Annotated in this window: 17 protein-coding genes; all 17 read left to right on the top strand. The window is 44.0% G+C overall.

Annotated features, from left to right (window positions below; genetic code table 11):
• Nucleotides 1–6 precede the first annotated feature (6 nt).
• The 17 genes from Q0895_RS01290 (at nt 7) to Q0895_RS01210 (ending at nt 16,936) form a co-directional block, all read left to right on the top strand.
• Nucleotides 7–1,377, top strand: coding sequence for a lyase family protein (locus Q0895_RS01290; RefSeq protein WP_299184913.1), 1,371 nt, complete (start codon nt 7–9; stop codon nt 1,375–1,377).
• Nucleotides 1,378–1,500: 123 nt separating this feature from the next.
• The gene (locus Q0895_RS01285; protein WP_299185336.1) at nt 1,501–2,571 is read left to right on the top strand and encodes a TRAP transporter substrate-binding protein; all 1,071 of its coding nucleotides are present in this window, start codon (nt 1,501–1,503) and stop codon (nt 2,569–2,571) included.
• Nucleotides 2,572–2,704: 133 nt separating this feature from the next.
• Nucleotides 2,705–3,727, top strand: a complete 1,023-nt coding sequence (locus Q0895_RS01280; protein ID WP_366139899.1) for a TRAP transporter substrate-binding protein — start codon at nt 2,705–2,707, stop codon at nt 3,725–3,727.
• 110 nt (nt 3,728–3,837) lie between these two features.
• Nucleotides 3,838–4,908, top strand: coding sequence for a TRAP transporter substrate-binding protein (locus tag Q0895_RS01275; RefSeq protein WP_299184911.1), 1,071 nt, complete (start codon nt 3,838–3,840; stop codon nt 4,906–4,908).
• A gap of 106 nt (nt 4,909–5,014) precedes the next feature.
• Entirely contained in the window at nt 5,015–5,935 is a 921-nt protein-coding gene (locus Q0895_RS01270; RefSeq protein ID WP_299184910.1) for a TauD/TfdA family dioxygenase, read from the top strand.
• A 26-nt stretch (nt 5,936–5,961) separates the two neighbouring features.
• Nucleotides 5,962–6,741 carry a class II aldolase/adducin family protein gene (locus Q0895_RS01265; RefSeq protein WP_299184908.1) on the top strand — a complete coding sequence of 260 codons (780 nt, stop codon included), beginning with the start codon at nt 5,962–5,964 and terminating at the stop codon, nt 6,739–6,741.
• 36 nt (nt 6,742–6,777) lie between these two features.
• On the top strand, nt 6,778–7,950 hold the full coding sequence (locus Q0895_RS01260) for an alpha/beta fold hydrolase (protein ID WP_299184906.1): 1,173 nt from the start codon (nt 6,778–6,780) through the stop codon (nt 7,948–7,950).
• 51 nt (nt 7,951–8,001) lie between these two features.
• Nucleotides 8,002–8,730, top strand: coding sequence for a protocatechuate 3,4-dioxygenase subunit beta (gene pcaH, locus Q0895_RS01255; RefSeq protein ID WP_299184904.1), 729 nt, complete (start codon nt 8,002–8,004; stop codon nt 8,728–8,730).
• Nucleotides 8,731–8,733: 3 nt separating this feature from the next.
• Nucleotides 8,734–9,357, top strand: coding sequence for a protocatechuate 3,4-dioxygenase subunit alpha (gene pcaG / locus Q0895_RS01250; RefSeq protein ID WP_299184903.1), 624 nt, complete (start codon nt 8,734–8,736; stop codon nt 9,355–9,357).
• A gap of 79 nt (nt 9,358–9,436) precedes the next feature.
• Nucleotides 9,437–10,660 carry a 4-hydroxybenzoate 3-monooxygenase gene (gene pobA, locus Q0895_RS01245; protein ID WP_299184901.1) on the top strand — a complete coding sequence of 408 codons (1,224 nt, stop codon included), beginning with the start codon at nt 9,437–9,439 and terminating at the stop codon, nt 10,658–10,660.
• 249 nt (nt 10,661–10,909) lie between these two features.
• Nucleotides 10,910–11,425, top strand: coding sequence for an acetyl-CoA carboxylase biotin carboxyl carrier protein (gene accB, locus Q0895_RS01240; protein WP_299184898.1), 516 nt, complete (start codon nt 10,910–10,912; stop codon nt 11,423–11,425).
• 59 nt (nt 11,426–11,484) lie between these two features.
• The gene (accC, locus tag Q0895_RS01235) at nt 11,485–12,831 is read left to right on the top strand and encodes an acetyl-CoA carboxylase biotin carboxylase subunit (RefSeq protein WP_299184896.1); all 1,347 of its coding nucleotides are present in this window, start codon (nt 11,485–11,487) and stop codon (nt 12,829–12,831) included.
• A 70-nt stretch (nt 12,832–12,901) separates the two neighbouring features.
• On the top strand, nt 12,902–13,555 hold the full coding sequence (gene pxpB, locus Q0895_RS01230) for a 5-oxoprolinase subunit PxpB (protein WP_299184895.1): 654 nt from the start codon (nt 12,902–12,904) through the stop codon (nt 13,553–13,555).
• A gap of 49 nt (nt 13,556–13,604) precedes the next feature.
• The gene (locus tag Q0895_RS01225) at nt 13,605–14,525 is read left to right on the top strand and encodes a biotin-dependent carboxyltransferase family protein (protein ID WP_299184894.1); all 921 of its coding nucleotides are present in this window, start codon (nt 13,605–13,607) and stop codon (nt 14,523–14,525) included.
• A complete protein-coding gene (gene pxpA, locus Q0895_RS01220) occupies nt 14,515–15,249 on the top strand; it encodes a 5-oxoprolinase subunit PxpA (RefSeq protein WP_299184893.1) in 735 nt (244 codons plus the stop codon). The genes Q0895_RS01225 and pxpA overlap by 11 nt, the downstream gene beginning before the upstream one ends.
• A 42-nt stretch (nt 15,250–15,291) precedes the next feature.
• On the top strand, nt 15,292–16,479 hold the full coding sequence (locus tag Q0895_RS01215; protein ID WP_299184892.1) for an NRAMP family divalent metal transporter: 1,188 nt from the start codon (nt 15,292–15,294) through the stop codon (nt 16,477–16,479).
• Between the two features lie 7 nt (nt 16,480–16,486).
• On the top strand, nt 16,487–16,936 hold the full coding sequence (locus tag Q0895_RS01210) for a biotin/lipoyl-containing protein (protein WP_299184890.1): 450 nt from the start codon (nt 16,487–16,489) through the stop codon (nt 16,934–16,936).
• Nucleotides 16,937–17,040: the final 104 nt, after the last annotated feature.

Below are 17,040 nucleotides of genomic sequence, written 5' to 3'. Positions count from 1 at the left end.
TTCTAAATGAAAGTTACTCAATTAATCAATCAGCCTTTTATACATTCTGATATTGCAAAGAGTTTTTCTGATCGTTTGTTTGTGCAAGCCATGTTGGATTTTGAGATGGCCATCATAGAGGTCAGAGAATATCATAGCCTCATTCCAGCAGGCATTCTACAGCAAACTAAAGAAGCGTTAGCGATAGATTTGTTTGATATTGATGAGATTGGGGCGCAAACCTACCTTGGCGGTAATGCGGCTATTCCTTTTATCGCCCAAGCCAAAGCCCTATTGCCGCAAGACATAAAACCGTATTTTCATCAGACCGTCACCAGTCAAGATGTCATCGATACAGCAATGATGATGATGCTCAAGCCAGCTCTACAGCGTATCAATAATGACTTAATTGATGTGCTTCAAGCTTGCGCTGTATTGATTGAAAATCATCGTGCCACTCCGATGGTAGGTAGGACATTGTTGCAACAAGCACTACCGATTACTTTTGGAGCAAAGGTCTCGCAGTGGGCAGCATCGCTACTTGCTGTTTTGCCAAATTTAACACAATTAGAGCAAGCAGGCTTTTATTTACAATGGGGTGGCCCTGTTGGGGTTGGTAATGAAGAAAATGAACGTTATGAGTTGCCTCAGCAAGTGGCGACGTTACTCGGACTATCGTTGCCGTTGTTGCCTTGGCATACAAATAGACAACCTATTCATGCGCTCGCTTCTGGATTGGATGCTTGTGCTGGCGCTATGGAAAATATCGTTGAAGATATAGCCTTGATGTGTCAGTCTGAATTGGATGAATTGGCTGAGCCCGCTATCGAAGGAATGGGCGGCTCATCATCGATGCCGCATAAACGTAACCCTGTGTTGTGTGCTTTAATTAAGACCGCTACGCTAAGAATGCACGGGCATCTAAGTGTAATTAGCAATACAACCGCTCAGCCTTTTGAGCGCGCGTTGGGGCAGTGGCATGCAAGCTGGATGCCATTAATGGAAGGCGTCGCTTTGGTCGCTGGAGCCGCAAATTATCTAAAAATGTTGTTACAAGGATTACAAGTGCATCCCGAGCGCATGGCGGCCAATCTTGATTTGAATAGTGATGCGTATCTCACCGAACCTTTAAAACGTCATTTTTTAGAGCATCAAGAGCAAATTTATCCTTTAATAGAGCAAGCTAGCCGACGAGCACATAAAGAGCATAAAGGCTTTGTACAGACATTTTGTGAAATAACGTCAGAGCGAGTTATGGATGATAGCGCTAATGACTCAAATGAGCTTGCAACACTTCTATCTCCTTTGACTTACTGCGGTGCAGCAGATAGACAATGTCAGTTGACACTACAAGCAATCAAAACAATAGTTGCAAATTCATCCAGCATAAACAAATAACCAGATTGACAGATGCTTAGAAAAGGGTTACGTTAATTCACTATACGAACAAGAATTCTTATATAGAACAAGTTATGAAAATCTTAGTACATTTATCTTTGATCATCAAAAAAGGAATTTATGATGAAGAAAACGCTTCCTATTAGTATGGCGTTGGCCGCTCTGATGAGTCTTACGGGCTGTTCACCATCAAATGATACTGCTAGCGATGCTACCAATGGCGATACTGCGTCAAGTTCTGATGAGGCGACCACATTACGCTTTGCTCACTTTTGGCCAGCGACTTCAGCGACACATAAAGACGTCTTTGCACCTTGGGCAAAAAAGATTGAAGAAGAATCAAATGGTCGCCTAAAAGTTGAAATCTTTCCTTCAGCTACCCTTAGTAAAGCCGATGCCGCCTACGACGCCGCTGCTAAAGGTACCGTCGATATTGGCTCTCAACTCCAAGGTTATACCAATGGTCGCTTTCCATTGACTCAAATTACAGAGCTTCCAGGTCTCTCCAACTCAGCCACCCAAATGAACTGTATGCTACAGACCTTGTATGATGATGGGGTGATTTCGAGCGAATATGAAGACACGCATTTATTGTTTATGATGGGTACTGGCCCTGGAGGTATTCATACTATTGATAAAGAAATTCGTAAACCTGAAGATTTAAAAGGCTTACGTATCCGTCGTCCTTCTGCCATCGCAGGTGACATTATTGAAGCAGCAGGAGGCACGCCTGTCGGTCTGCCAGCCCCTGATCTTTATACTTCGCTGCAACGCGGTGTGTTAGATGGTCTAAGTCTGCCATGGGATGCGACTGGCTCATTTAAACTTATCGAGCTTGTAAACACCCATACCAATATGCCTTTTTATAGCTCCGCTATCATGGTGACGATGAATAAAGACAAATACGAAAGCCTACCTGATGATCTTAAAAAGGTCATCGATGACAACTCCGGTATGGAGATGGCTGTTATGGCTGGCGAAGTGTTTGATGGTGAAGATGCCAAATTTATGGCTGAGGCCAAAGCCAAAGGCGATACCATGATAGATATCCCTGATCCATTGAATGATCCTGCATGGAGCGCACCATTGGAAGCTGGGACACAAAAATATCTAAAAGACACTGAGGCGCTTGGTTTGGACGCTCAAGCAGTGTATCAAAAAGCCAAAGAGGCCAGTGCAGCGTGTAAAGCCTAGTTTATAACATCGCAATAGACTAATCTTATACAAGAAGTTTGCATGGTTTTAATTTATCTACAAGGATGTGATAAAGATGTTTTTTAAAATTAAAAGAAGCGCCATCCCTTTATCTGTAGTAATGGCATTGAGTATGTCAGCTTGCTCTAATCAATCTGAGCAAGGTGTCAATACTGATTCAGGCGCAGCAGATGTCACGACGCAGGAAGTTACGACGCTAAGGTTCTCACACTTTTGGCCATCTACAGCAGCTTTGCATACTGATGTGTTTGAGCCTTGGGCCAAAAAGATTGAAGCCGACTCAGAGGGTAGGCTAAACGTTGAGATTTACCCCTCAGCCACTCTAAGTAAACCTGATATTACTTATGATTCGACTGCTAAGGGTACTGTTGATATAGGGGCGCAAGTTCAGGGCTATATCAGTGGCCGTTTTCCATTGACTGAGATTACCCAGCTACCCGGTCTGTCAAGCTCAGGTGCTCAATTAAGCTGTATGCTACAAACCTTGTATAACAATGATGTGATAGCAAGTGAGTATGAAGATACCCATCCGCTATTTATGATGGCTTCAGGACCTGGCGTTTTTCATACGATTGACAAACCTATTCGTGAACCAGAAGATCTTAAAGGCATGCGTATTCGCCGCCCGTTAGAGATAGCGGCTAATATTATCGAAGCGGCAGGAGGCACACCTGTTGGTATGCCAGCATCTGACCAATATACTTCCTTGCAACGCGGGGTAATAGATGGGGTGAGCACGCCTTGGGATGCGGCAGGCGCCTTTAAGTTAGCGGAACTGACCAATACGCATACGACCATACCTTTATACAGCTCAGCATTATTAGTGACCATGAATAAAGATAAGTATGAGAGCTTGCCTGATGATCTCAAAAAAGTCATCGATGACAACTCAGGTATGGATATGGCAAAGGTTGCTGGCGGCTTATTCGATAGTGAAGATATTAGAGTTAAAGCTGAATCCAAAGCTCGCGGCGATACGATGATAGAGATTCCTGATCCATTAAACGATCCTGCTTGGAGCGGTATACTCAAGACAGAAATTGAGAAATACCTCAATAACGTGGAAGCGCTTGGATTAGACGCACAAGGCGTTTATGAAAAGGCGCAAGAAGCGAGCGTTGCTTGTAAGACCTAGCTTGTAAGAGCGAGTTGGCAGAGCCAATTGTTAGAAGAAAGGAAGCATTAGAGCAAGTTATACACGATAATTATGACAGGTTTTAGCCTATCTACAAGGATGAGATAAGGATGTCTATCAAAACTAAAATGAGCGCGATGTCGTTACTTATGACGTTAGCACTAGGAATATCAGCTTGTTCCCAATTTGGCGACAATGAACAAGCGGCCGGTGTGGAATCTTCTGCAGCGGATACGACAGTTTTAAGGTTTTCACATTTTTGGCCAGCAACTTCTGCCATGCAGACTGAGGTATTTGAGCCATGGGCCAAAAACCTTGAGACAGAGTCAAATGGGCAATTAAAAGTTGAAATCTATCCTTCTGCGACCCTAAGTAAGCCCGATGTAACCTATGACTCTGCTGCCAAGGGCACTATTGATATCGGCGCACAAGCTCACGGATATACTGCTGGGCGTTTTCCATTGACTCAAATAGCAGAATTACCAGGTCTGTCTAATTCAGCTGTACAGATGAGCTGTATGCTACAAACTCTGTATGATGATGGCACTATCGCTAGCGAATATGAAGACACGCATCTATTGTTTTTGATGGGTGCTGGCCCAGCAGCTTTGCATACCGTTGATAAGGCTATTCGCGTACCAGAAGATATGAAAGGCATGCGTATACGTCGTCCTTCAGCGATTGCAGGGGATATTATTGAAGCTACTGGCGGCTCTCCTGTTGGTTTGCCTGCTCCTGATATTTATACCTCATTGCAGCGAGGCGTTATTGATGGGCTAAGCTTTCCTTGGCAGCCCACCGGCGACTTTAGAATCACAGAATTAGCCAATGCTCATACCAATATTCCTTTTTACAATTCAGCGCTATTAGTGACGATGAATAAAGATAAGTATGAAGCTTTACCTGCCGATCTGCAAAAGATTATCGATGACAATTCAGGACGAGTAATGGCAGACATCGCTGGCAAGATGACGGATAGAGAAGATGCCAAGTTTATGGAAGAGGCGCGTGCAAAAGGAGATATTATGGTCGATATACCTGACCCACTTAATGATCCTGACTGGAGAGGTCCTTTGATAGAGGGCACACAAAAATATCTTAGTGATGTTAGCGCTTTAGGTTTAGATGCGCATGGTGTTTACGAAAAAGTCAAAGCAGTTAGCGCTGCTTGTAAGGTTTGACGGTCATAGTCTTCGTTATTGAACGTCAATATTATAGTTAAAGCATGTCTTTGTTTTTTAGTTGATGTAGTAAAACTCAATTTTAATAATTTTTAAGGGATTAAAAATGGTTAATAGTGTTCACCCCACAGGACTTTTTGATAATAGTGCAAAAGATTATCAGCATATTACTGCCCATCCTTTAGCTTCTGCTATGGGCGCAGAGATTAGAGGTGTAGATTTAAGCGATGTCAGTGACGATGCCATGGCTGAAATCGAAGATGCCCTTTATAGGCACAAAATGGTCTTTTTTAGAGATCAGGAAATATCTTTTACTGATCATGAAAATCTGATTCTTCAACTTGGTGAGTTTGGGACAGATGCCTATACTACTGGTGTTCCTGGTCATCCAAATATTCAACCGCTTATTAAAGAGGCAAGTGTAACTACCAAAAGCGTGTTTGGCAGTGGTTGGCATGTCGATTCAGCTTTTTTAGAGTGCCCGCCTTCTATTGCCATTAATTATGGGGTAGATATACCGCCGTATGGTGGCGATACGATGTTCGCTAACGCTGTGTTGGCATATAACTCCCTAAGTCCAGCGATGCAAGAGATGATAGCGCCGCTAAAAGTATGGATGAGTGGTAAAAACGTCCTTGCCAATATGCAATCAGAAAAGCAATCTCAAGAGTCAGGCAAAGTAGGCGCTATTGGTAATATTGAGCTGGATTTAAATGCCCAGCAGATGCTAGAAGGTTTTTATCATCCAATGGTCAGAACCCATCCCGTGTCAGGCGAGAAGTCACTGTATGTTGATAAGATTTATGCTTGCGGGATAGAAGGCATGACGGACGATGAAGCGCGTCCTTTGCTTGATTTTTTATCGAGCTTTGCCACTCAAGAGTCTTTTACTTGCCGATTAAGATGGGAAAACAACACGGTTATTATGTGGGATAACAGGATTTGCTTACATCAAGCGTTTAACGACTATGATGGTTATAGACGTGAGATGTATCGTGCGATTGTCATGGGCGAGAGACCAGTATAATAGAATTATAGTAATAGGATTGTATTATGGAAGATATTTTTGCAACGACAGTAACCCCGCCAGGCTATAGTGACGTTGAGTGGCAGGCTCGAGTCGACTTGGCGCTGTGCTATAGAATGGTTGATTACTATGGCTGGACGACTCAAGTCTACAATCATATCTCTTATAGGATCCCTGGTACTGAGCATTTGCTCATCAATGCTTTTGGGCTCTTATATAGTGAAATAAAACCGTCAAACTTAGTCAAAATCGACTTTAATGGAAATAAGGTCGATGACTCACCTTATCCTATCAATCAAGCAGGCAATGTGATTCATACTGCGCTTCATAAAGGTAGGCCAGATGTACACTGCGTCATGCATACTCACAATACTGATATCCAAGCGGTAAGCGCATTAAAGTGCGGATTTATTCCTTTATATCAAGAAGCGTTTATGTTCTACGATCGCATTGGCTATCATGACTTTGAAGGTATTGTATTAGATGAAAGCGAACAACAACGACTCATAGCTTCACTTGGACCGACCAATCACACTTTGATGCTAAACAATCATGGGGTTATCACGACTGGCCCTGACGTATCTTGGGCCTTTATGAGAATGTATCAAATCATTCAAGGCTGTCAAGTGCAGCTAAAAGCCATGGCGTCAGGAGGAGAGATGATTGAAGTAAGCGACGATGCGATGAAAAAAACAAGGGAGCAATTTGAAGGCGGTGACGCTCAAGCTGGTGCTGCAGTGAGATTGCCTGAATGGCCCGCTTACTATCGCTTGATGGATAGATTGGATCCAGACTGGAATAAATAATCGCTTTTTGAACGTTTTACGCGTAGGAGAACAAGCATGGCATTTTTTGCAACCGACGTACACCTTGTCGCTTATCAAGATAGTGGCGAGGCTTATCTACCAGCATTGTTTATGGCGCATCCACTTGGGATGAGTCGTGATGTCTGGGATAAGATATGTGACCAATTACATGGACACTATCGCTGTATTCGTTGGGACTTACCAGGGCACGGTAGTAGTGGGGTCGCAGCAGATGATGTCTCTGCCAAAATGCTGGCTTATGATGTACTTGCCTTAGCTGATATGCTAGAGATTGAGAGCTTTAGTTTTATCGGTACATCAATTGGCGGTGTCATCGGTCAAAGCTTATGTCAGATAGCGCCTGAACGTTTAGAGCAAGTGTGGCTAACCAACACTGGAGCTGTCATCGGTACCAAAGAAGCTTGGGCCGAGCGTGCCAAAAATGTCCGTCATTTAGGCTTGGCTGAGATGGCTGAAGGTATCGTGTCACGTTGGTTCGCTCCAAGCTATGCCAACCAATACCCTGAGACATTACAGGGCTGGCAAGTACAATTGTCACGCAGCGATGATGAGAGCTATGCCAAGCTTTGTGAAGCATTGGCCCAAGTCGATAACCGCGACAAACTAGCAAGCTATACCAAAAGTGTTGCCTTACTTGCTGGATCGGAGGATGTGTCTACCCCTCCTGCTACTCTAGAAGCATTGCAGTCGGCTTTTTCTGATGCCCACTTAACTGTATTTGCAGGGGTAGGACATGTACCATCAGTTGAGGCACCAAGTGAGCTAGTCGACTATATTCAAACCAATACTGCTCGTGCGACCGTCGGCCAAACAGGTGTCAGCTATGAGCAAGGGCTTGTACAGCGTAAGCGTATACTTGGTGATGCTCATGTCGAAAGGGCGTCTAAAAACGCGACCACGTTAGACAGTCCGTTCCAGCAGTTTATTACTCGTAATGCGTGGGGCGAGCTATGGGGGGATCCCAGTTTGACTTTCCATCAGCGCAGTATGATTACGACCGCTATATTAGCAGCGCTTGGGCGCGATGGTGAATTGGGATTGCATTTACGTACCGCGCAGCGTCTGGGTATCAACGAAGCTCAGCTGCGTCAAGTGCTGATGCATGTGTCTATCTATGCTGGTGTGCCGGCGGCCAATCATGCGTTTTCTTTAGCCAAGGAAAATGGCTGGGGTGATGCAATATCTTAATATTAAAATATTCAATGCTCTAAGCCTTTTATAAAAATGGAGATACTCCTAATGAGTCAAAACTATCCTTATTTTGTCGCGCGTGACCGTGCATGGCAACCTGCACAGTATACACCAGGTTATAAAACCTCAGTTTCTCGTTCTCCGCGTCAAGCATTAGTCAGTATTCAAAATGCCAGCCCCTCAGAGCGCAGTGGTCCTGTCTTTCATAACTTAGACATGGGACAACATGACAATGATTTGTTGATGAATTTTCGCACAGAAGGCTCGCAAGCAGGCCTGCCTATTGGTGAGCGCATTGTGGTACATGGCCGTGTGATTGATCAGTTTGGCAAACCAGTTCCCCATACTTTGGTTGAGATGTGGCAAGCCAATGCTGGAGGCCGTTATCGCCATAAAAAAGACAGCTACCTTGCGCCTCTTGATCCAAACTTTGGTGGGGTCGGTCGTTGTATGACAGATGCTGAAGGCCGTTATCGTTTTCGTACCGTGCGACCCGGTCCTTATCCTTGGCCAAATGGTATTAACACTTGGCGCCCTGCGCATATTCACGTTTCAGTCATGGGACCATCGATTTCGACTCGCTTAATTACTCAAATGTACTTTGAAGGTGATCCATTGGTTCCGCTGTGTCCAATCGTGCAGGTATTAAAAGATCCAGAAGCGGTTGAAACGATGATTGCACGTTTGGACATGGCTATGAGCAAACCGATGGACTACCTAGCGTACCGTTTCGATGTGGTCGTTCGCGGCGCATTACAGACCTATTTTGAGGAGTAAAACATGTATAGCCAATACAAATTACAAGATGAAACGGGTTTACTGCGTGAAACAGCTTCACAAACGGCTGGGCCTTTTGTCCATATCGGTTTAGCGTTAGAGATTGCAGGCTTTGAGTCAAGATCAGATGAAATCTGGCAAGATTTGGCAAAAGAAAATGCCGAAGGTGAGCATATCGAGCTGGTCGGCTCTGTCTATGACGGCAATGGTGACTTAGTACATGACGCCTTAATTGAGATTTGGCAAGCTGATAGCCACGGTAACTATGTTGCTGATTTTGATAATAAAAAGCCATTTAGCGGTTTCGGTCGTAGTGCCTGTGCGATGGATGGTGACTTTTATTTTAAGACGATTAAACCTGGGCAAGTAGATTTTGATGGTAAATCAATGGCGCCTCATATCAATATTGCCATCTTCGCACGCGGTATTAATCTTCATTTGCAAACCAGAGCGTACTTTGATGACGAAGAGGCGGCTAATGAAAATTGCCCAATCTTAAATAGAGTCCCGTCGCCTGTACGCCGCAAAACGCTGATAGCGGTGAAAGAGTCGAACAATGAAAAACCTCGTTATCGGTTTGACATACGCTTGCAAGGTGACGATGAAACGGTCTTTTTTGACTTTTAATATGATGAGTGACAAGTGCGTCATATGATAAATGACAAACAAGTTTAAATGGACTTTACTAAATATAAAGAGGGATTTTATGACTAACACTCAGGCAGCTTCAACTGCACAAGTAACGACCAAAACTCAAGTTGCCATCATTGGTGCAGGTCCATCTGGTTTGTTACTTGGACAGTTATTGACCAAAGCTGGTATCGACAATATCATCTTAGAACGTCAATCAGGTGAGTATGTATTGGGACGTATTCGTGCGGGTGTGTTAGAGCAAGGCACGGCAGACCTCATTCGTGAAGCGGGTGCTGGCACACGTATGGACAAAGAGGGCTTAATTCATACTCATACAGACTTTAGTTTTCAAGGTGAGCACTACCAGTTAGACCTCGAAAAATATAGCGGTGGCAAGCATGTGATCGTGTACGGTCAGACAGAAGTCACTCGCGATTTGATGGAGGAACGCGAAAAAGCAGGCGCTATCACAGTCTATCAAGCGGATAATGTTAAGCTACATGATATTGAGTCAGACAGCCCTTATGTAACCTACCAACATAATGGCCAATCACTTCGTTTGGACTGCGATTATATTGCTGGGTGTGATGGCTTTCATGGAGTTTCGCGCAAATCTATTCCTGCTCATAAGATAGAAGAGTATGAAAAAACCTATCCATTTGGCTGGTTAGGTTTGATGAGTGATACGCCGCCAGTCAATGATGAGCTGGTCTATTGTGCCCATGAGCGCGGCTTTGCACTATGTTCAATGCGTTCCCCGACCAGAAGTCGTTATTACATCCAAGTGCCTGATACGGATAAAGTTGAAAACTGGAATGAAGAAAAATTCTGGGATGAGTTAAAGCGCCGTATTCCACCAGAAATGGCTGAGCGCTTAGTCACAGGCCCAGCATTGGAGATGAGTATCGCGCCACTACGCTCTTATGTATGTGAGACGATGCAATATGGCAAAGTGTTTTTGTTAGGGGATGCCGCGCACATCGTACCGCCGACTGGGGCCAAAGGCTTAAACCTTGCGGCCAGCGATGTAGAGACTGCTTTTCGTCTATTTGCAAAAATTTACCAAGAAGGGCGTACTGATTTGATTCCACGCTATCAAGAAATATGTTTGGCACGAGTCTGGAAAGCAGTGCGTTTTTCGTGGTGGATGACCATGCTATTGCATCGCTTCCAAAGTGCGGGTCGTTTTGACTTTCGTGTGCAGCAGGCTGAGTTTGACTATTTTATTAACTCAGAAGCAGGCAAGACAACCATTGCAGAAAACTATGTAGGCTTGCCGTGTGAGGCGTTAGAGTAGTCTATAAATACTAGTTTATACCTAAAAAAAAGGTCTTTAATGCTATGTCTACTATAGTATTAAAGGCCTTTTCGTTATATAAACACTTATAAACCTTGTACCACGCTAATTATCATGATGAACCCAAAAACCTGGGACACATAACTGCTACGATTGAGTACAGCAGTTGTGCTACGTTTAAACGTAATTATTCAATGTACCAAATAAACTAATCGTTTTTTTTTGCACTCTAATGGAATAGCTAGTCATATGAACATTAACTTCCCTGATCTTGAAAAGCTGATACAGATAGCTGAGCGCTCGAACATAAACTCTCTAGAAGTGACTGATGGTGACGCGCGCATCTCTATAGTATGTCGATCTGATGACAACAAATATAATAGTGATAACAACGACAACAAGCGCAATCTTGCTAGTACCGCTGGCACAACACAGCGAACGATGACAAGCTCTGAGAGTAATCAAGACGCTGTTGATAACAGCGATGCAAGCTTTAATAAAAAAGAGGCAGGTGAAGATGATCAAAACCAAGTAACAGCGCCTATGTTGGGCACCTTCTATTCACGCTCAGAACCTACTGCTGACGAGTTCGTTAAAGTAGGAGATAAGGTAGATAAAGGGCAGACGCTATGTATTATTGAGGCTATGAAAATGATGCATGAGGTCAAAGCTGATTTTGCTTGTACTATTACAGACGTATTAGTAGATGAAGGTGATGTCGTAGAATACGGACAACCGTTGTTTGTGATTGAACCAGCCAGCTAATATTGGCTCATCTTACTTACGCACTGTATTTTTATGAAGACCAGCTTAGGAAGACCGACATGTTCTCAAAAATCTTAATTGCCAACCGTGGCGAGATTGCCTTACGCATTGTGCGAGCTTGTAAACAGTTGGGTATCGGGTCAGTCATAGCCCATTCGGAGGCGGATAGAGACTCGCTACCAGTCCGCCTCGCTGATGAGAAAATATGTATTGGCCCTGCTAATGCGGCACACAGCTACTTAAATCAAAGAGCGATTGTTTCTGCGGCAAAAATGACTAACGCCGACGCCATTCATCCAGGCTATGGGTTTTTGTCCGAAAACGCAGAATTTGCGGATTTGATTGAAAAGTCTGGTCTCGTTTTTATCGGGCCAACTGCAGACAACATCAGACAAATGGGAGACAAGGTCGCTGCCAAAAAGCAGATGATTGCCGCAAGTGTGCCTTGTGTGCCGGGTTCCGAAGGTGCTTTGCCTGCAGATAGCGCTCAGATAATCAAGATTGCAAGTGATGTTGGCTATCCTGTTATTATTAAAGCTGCTAGTGGCGGCGGTGGCCGCGGTATGCGAGTTGTGGAACAAGAGGCCGATTTACTACCTGCTATTTCTATGACGCAGACAGAAGCTAAAGCCAATTTCGGTAGTGCTATCGTTTATCTTGAAAAATACCTACAAGCGCCGCGCCATATCGAAATCCAAGTGCTGTCTGATACCCACGGCAATGCTATCTATCTAGGTGAGCGCGATTGCTCTATGCAGCGCCGCCACCAAAAAGTAATAGAGGAAGCGCCAGCCCCAGGTATTACTGATGAACAAAGACAGCGGATAGGTCAAGCTTGCGCGACTGCCTGCCAGCAAATGGATTATAGAGGGGCGGGCACGTTTGAGTTTTTATATGAAAACGGTGAGTTCTTTTTTATCGAGATGAATACTCGTATTCAGGTTGAGCATCCTATTACCGAGATGGTCACTGGAGTCGATATCGTCCAAGAACAAATACGAGTAGCCGCAGGGTTAGAGCTTGCGCATAAACAAAGCGATATCGTTATCACTGGACACGCTTTTGAGTGCCGTATTAACGCTGAAAATCCTGATACCTTTTTGCCCAATGCTGGACGTATAGACTACTGTCATATGCCCGCAGGACTTGGTATTCGAGTTGATAGTCATATCGAGTCAAACTATACCGTTCCGCCCTCTTATGACAGTTTGATAGCGAAAATATGCGTGTATGATCAGTCAAGGGAAGCGGCGATTAAGAAGATGCAAGCAGCCTTATCAGAAGCGCAAATTACAGGTATTGATACCAATATCAGCCTGCACGAGCGGCTGTTTAAAGATGAAGCGTTTTGTCAGGGTCAAGTAAGTATTCATTATCTGACCGACTGGATAAAAGAAAATATATAAACTAAGTTTTCATGTTTAAAAAACAGATATGAAGCCTGAAAGAAAGACGAAGATAACGGAGCGTGTGCTAATGGAATTACAATGGCAACTATGCAGTGAGACCAATCTAACTTTGTTTTTCCCTAAACCTATAACGTTAGAAAAACAGCAGCAATGCTGGGCGCTCGCCGATAGCATACAGCAGATGCCAGAAGTCTTAGAAGTCGTCATCGGCATGAATACGCTAAGTGTCTTTACCGCATCTTTAACATGGGCCGAGCTTAAAGTGTTTAAAGATAGACTATCAGCTCTGCTTGATGATATTCCTTCAAAAACCATAAACGGTAAGCATATTGAAATCCCCGTACATTATGGCGGCAAATATGGCCCTGATTTAAAAGCGTTGGCCACTGAATTGGGCCTCTCCGTTGAAGCGGTTGTCGATTTACATACCAAGGCGACTTATACGGTTTATTTTATTGGTTTTCAGCCCGGATTTCCTTATCTTGGCGGCTTATCTGAAGCCTTATATTTTCCAAGACATTCGACCCCCAGAACGAAAGTGCCTGCAGGCTCAGTAGGCATCGGTGGTGAACAAACCGGTGTCTATCCCTTTGAATCCCCAGGTGGTTGGCAGCTATTAGGCCAAACTGATATACCTTTATTTGATTTAACAAAAGCGTCGCATGCTTTGCTTAACGCAGGCGATACTCTGAAATTTACCGCTATTGATATTTATGAATAAAACATCTTTAAATCAGATATCTGCTAATACAAATAGATAGGTGCTATCAATGAAGATTTTAACCACTAGTGCGCTTGCTAGCATCCAAGACTCGGGACGATTTGGCTACCGAAGTATGGGCGTAGATAGAAGCGGGGTGATGGACAGCTGGGCTTTGCAAGCGGGAAATGCGTTGTTAAAGAACGACCTTAACGAGCCTGCTATCGAAATAGCGGTCGGTAGTCTCACAATACAGTTTGAAGAAGACGTGAGTTTTTGCTTAACGGGTGCGCTTTACGAGGCATATATAGATGATAAGCGCATTCCTTGCTATTGGCGTATTAATGCACAGGCGGGGCAGACGCTCAAACTGCTGCGCCCATTGCAAGGTATGTATACCTATCTGTGTGTACACGGCGGCTTTGATATCGAGCCTGTCCTGCAATCGTCCAGCACCAATCTAAAAGCTGGTTTTAGTGGTTTTAAAGGTAGATACCTTAAAGCAGATGATGTTCTAAAAGTGAGAACATCCTCAAGCTTACCCGTTATAGGGGTGGCTCGCCTTGAGCCGACCAATACGATTAGAGTAATAAAAAACAGTGAGTACGAGTATTTTACCTCTGCCTCAAAAGCAGCGTTTGAATCACAGCAATGGCAACTACAGAGTAGTAGCAACCGTATGGGCTATCGTTTGGATGGCATGCCACTTGAGTTTAATGAATCCATGCAAATGAGCTCGCACGGTGTCGATATCGGTATGATTCAAGTACCGCCGCAAGGGCAGCCGATTGTGTTGATGGCTGATGCCCAAACGACGGGTGGCTATCCTAAGATTGCAACGGTGATTAACGCTGATATAGGGCTAATGGCGCAAATTCGGTTTGGTAAAACTTGTCAATTTGTCGTCGTAGAGGTAGAGACAGCATTGCGTGAGCAGCAAAAAAGACAACACTATATCGAGCAAATTAAGGAGTACGCCCATGAAAGTTGATTTAAATGCAGACGTTGCCGAAGGCTGCGGACAAGATGAGAAGCTGATGACCATAGTAAGTTCGGCTAACGTATGTTGCGGCTTACATGCTGGCTCCTATGCCGAGATGCTAAAGACCTTACAGTTGGCAAAGAAAAATAATGTCAGGGTAGGGGCTCATCCAAGTTTTGATGATAGAGAGAACTTTGGCCGCAGCGATCAAGTTTTGAGTGAGGAGGGCTACCGTGCCTTGTTGAGGTATCAATTGGGTGCAACCAAAGCGCTTTGTGACTTGGTTGGCGTGACGTTAGAGTATGTCAAACCGCATGGCGCTTTATACAACCAAGCGGCTGCCAATGAATCGTTAGCCGATATTCTAGTCAGTGAAATTAAGAATTTTGATTCCAATCTCAAAGTGATGGGTCTATCAGGTGGCTATCTAGTCAAGTCAGCAAAGAACCACGGTCTAGAGGCGATATCTGAAGTATTCGCTGATAGAAACTATGAAAAAGATGGCACGCTCGTCTCGCGTAGCAAAGACAATGCCCTAATAACTGACACGGATGAAGCGACCAACCATGTCATGCAAATGATTACTGAAGGTTCTGTTACCAGTGTATGCGGTGACAAGGTGCCAGTAGATGCCCAAAGCATCTGCTTACATGGCGACGGCGAACATGCCATTCTTTTTGCAAAAGAAATAAAGAAGCAGTTAGAACTAAAAGGTATTAAGATATCGGCTTAATAATAGCTTGAATAACCTACTCTGTATACAACAAGGATGTTTATGAGTACCTTAAAAAAACGCAATACCGCCATCTTAGGCGCTGCTTTTTTAATGGCAACCTCAGCAGTAGGGCCAGGGTTTTTGACTCAAACTGCTACTTTTACCGAAAGCCTGATGGCGAGTTTCGGTTTTGTTATTTTAATCTCTATTATTATGGATATTGGCGTCCAGCTTAACGTTTGGCGAGTAGTAGCGGTATCCAAAAAGCGCGCGCAAGAAATCGCTAATCTAGTATTTCCAGGAGTGGGCTATTTGCTCGCTTTCCTAATCATAGCCGGTGGCTTGGCGTTTAATATCGGTAATATTGGCGGCGCTGGTTTGGGTATGCAGTCGGTGTTCAATATCTCTCCCATTACTGGTGCGCTGATCAGTGGCGTTATCGCTGTGGCTATATTTTTGGGTAGAGAAACTGGGCCTATCATGGATAAATTCGCCCAGCTCATGGGCTTTATTCTAATCATCTTAATTATCTATGTGGTATTCAAATCTGACCCGCCATTAGCAGACGCAGTTACCAAAACCATCATGCCTGATAAGATAGATGCGGTTGCGATTGTAACCTTAGTAGGCGGAACGGTTGGTGGTTATATTACTTTTTCTGGGGCGCATCGCTTGTTAGAAGCAGGCGTAAGCGGACAAGAAAACCTAGGCTCGGTGACCAGAAGCTCGGTCTCTGGTATTTTGATTGCCTCTGTTATTCGCGTCTTTTTATTCCTTGCTGTGCTAGGCGTGGTTTCTAAAGGTATGGCATTAGATCCAGCAAACCCAGCGATGTCTCCTTTTCAGTATATTCTTGGGAATGTCGGTAAGATTATCTTTGGTATCGTCATTTGGGCCGCCTCAGTGACCTCAGTGATTGGCGCCGCCTATACCTCCGTTTCTTTTATGACCAACTTTCATCCATTCATCGAGACGCATAAACGCTATTTTATCATTGGTTTCATTGTCATCTCGACCCTTGTATTTGCCACCATCGGCAAGCCAGCTCAAGTACTTGTACTAGTGGGAACGTTGAATGGCTTAGTATTACCGATCGCTATGGTCATTATACTTATTGCCGCTTATAGAAAAAATATCGTCGGCAATTATAAACACCCTCTTTGGATCGCGGCCTTTGGTTGGTTAATTGCCATTGCGATGAGTATCTTAAGCGTGATGACTATTGCTCAATATCTTGGTATCAGTTAAGGAGTTTATGATGGATATAGAACAAGTGGCGCGAGTTGTCGCACTCGTTGAAAGCAGCCAACTTTATAAAGTAACGATTGAAGATAATGGGCAGTCAATCACAGTGGTTAACAATGTAAATCAGCAAGAGATTGTCAGCCCCGTAAAGACAAAGACTGTTCAAAATAGTGCGTATAAAAATAGTGCAGCTCACAATTTTGGAGTCGTAGATAATACTTTAACGAAGGTGTGCGCGACGCATGTTGGCCGGGTTTATTTAAGTGAAGACGGAGCAGTAGATCCTTTGGTTAGCAAGGGTGACTATGTCAAAAAGGGTCAAACGATTTGCTTTATTGAGGAGTTGACTCGATTGCTACCTGTGGTCAGTGACAAAGAAGGTGTCGTGAGCGATATCTTAGTTGAGGATGGGCAAAGTGTTGAATACGGGCAGCCTATTTTAGCTTTGGAAGTGTATTAAAACTACCTCCCATTGACTTTTATCAATTTAGATCGCCATTTTTAACTCATAATGGATAAGTATCAACTCAAAGAACTGATTTAATCTCATATGAGCATTATTAA

Source organism: uncultured Psychrobacter sp., assembly GCF_947495825.1.
Classification (GTDB): domain Bacteria; phylum Pseudomonadota; class Gammaproteobacteria; order Pseudomonadales; family Moraxellaceae; genus Psychrobacter.
This window is presented reverse-complemented; position numbering and strand designations above follow the sequence as displayed.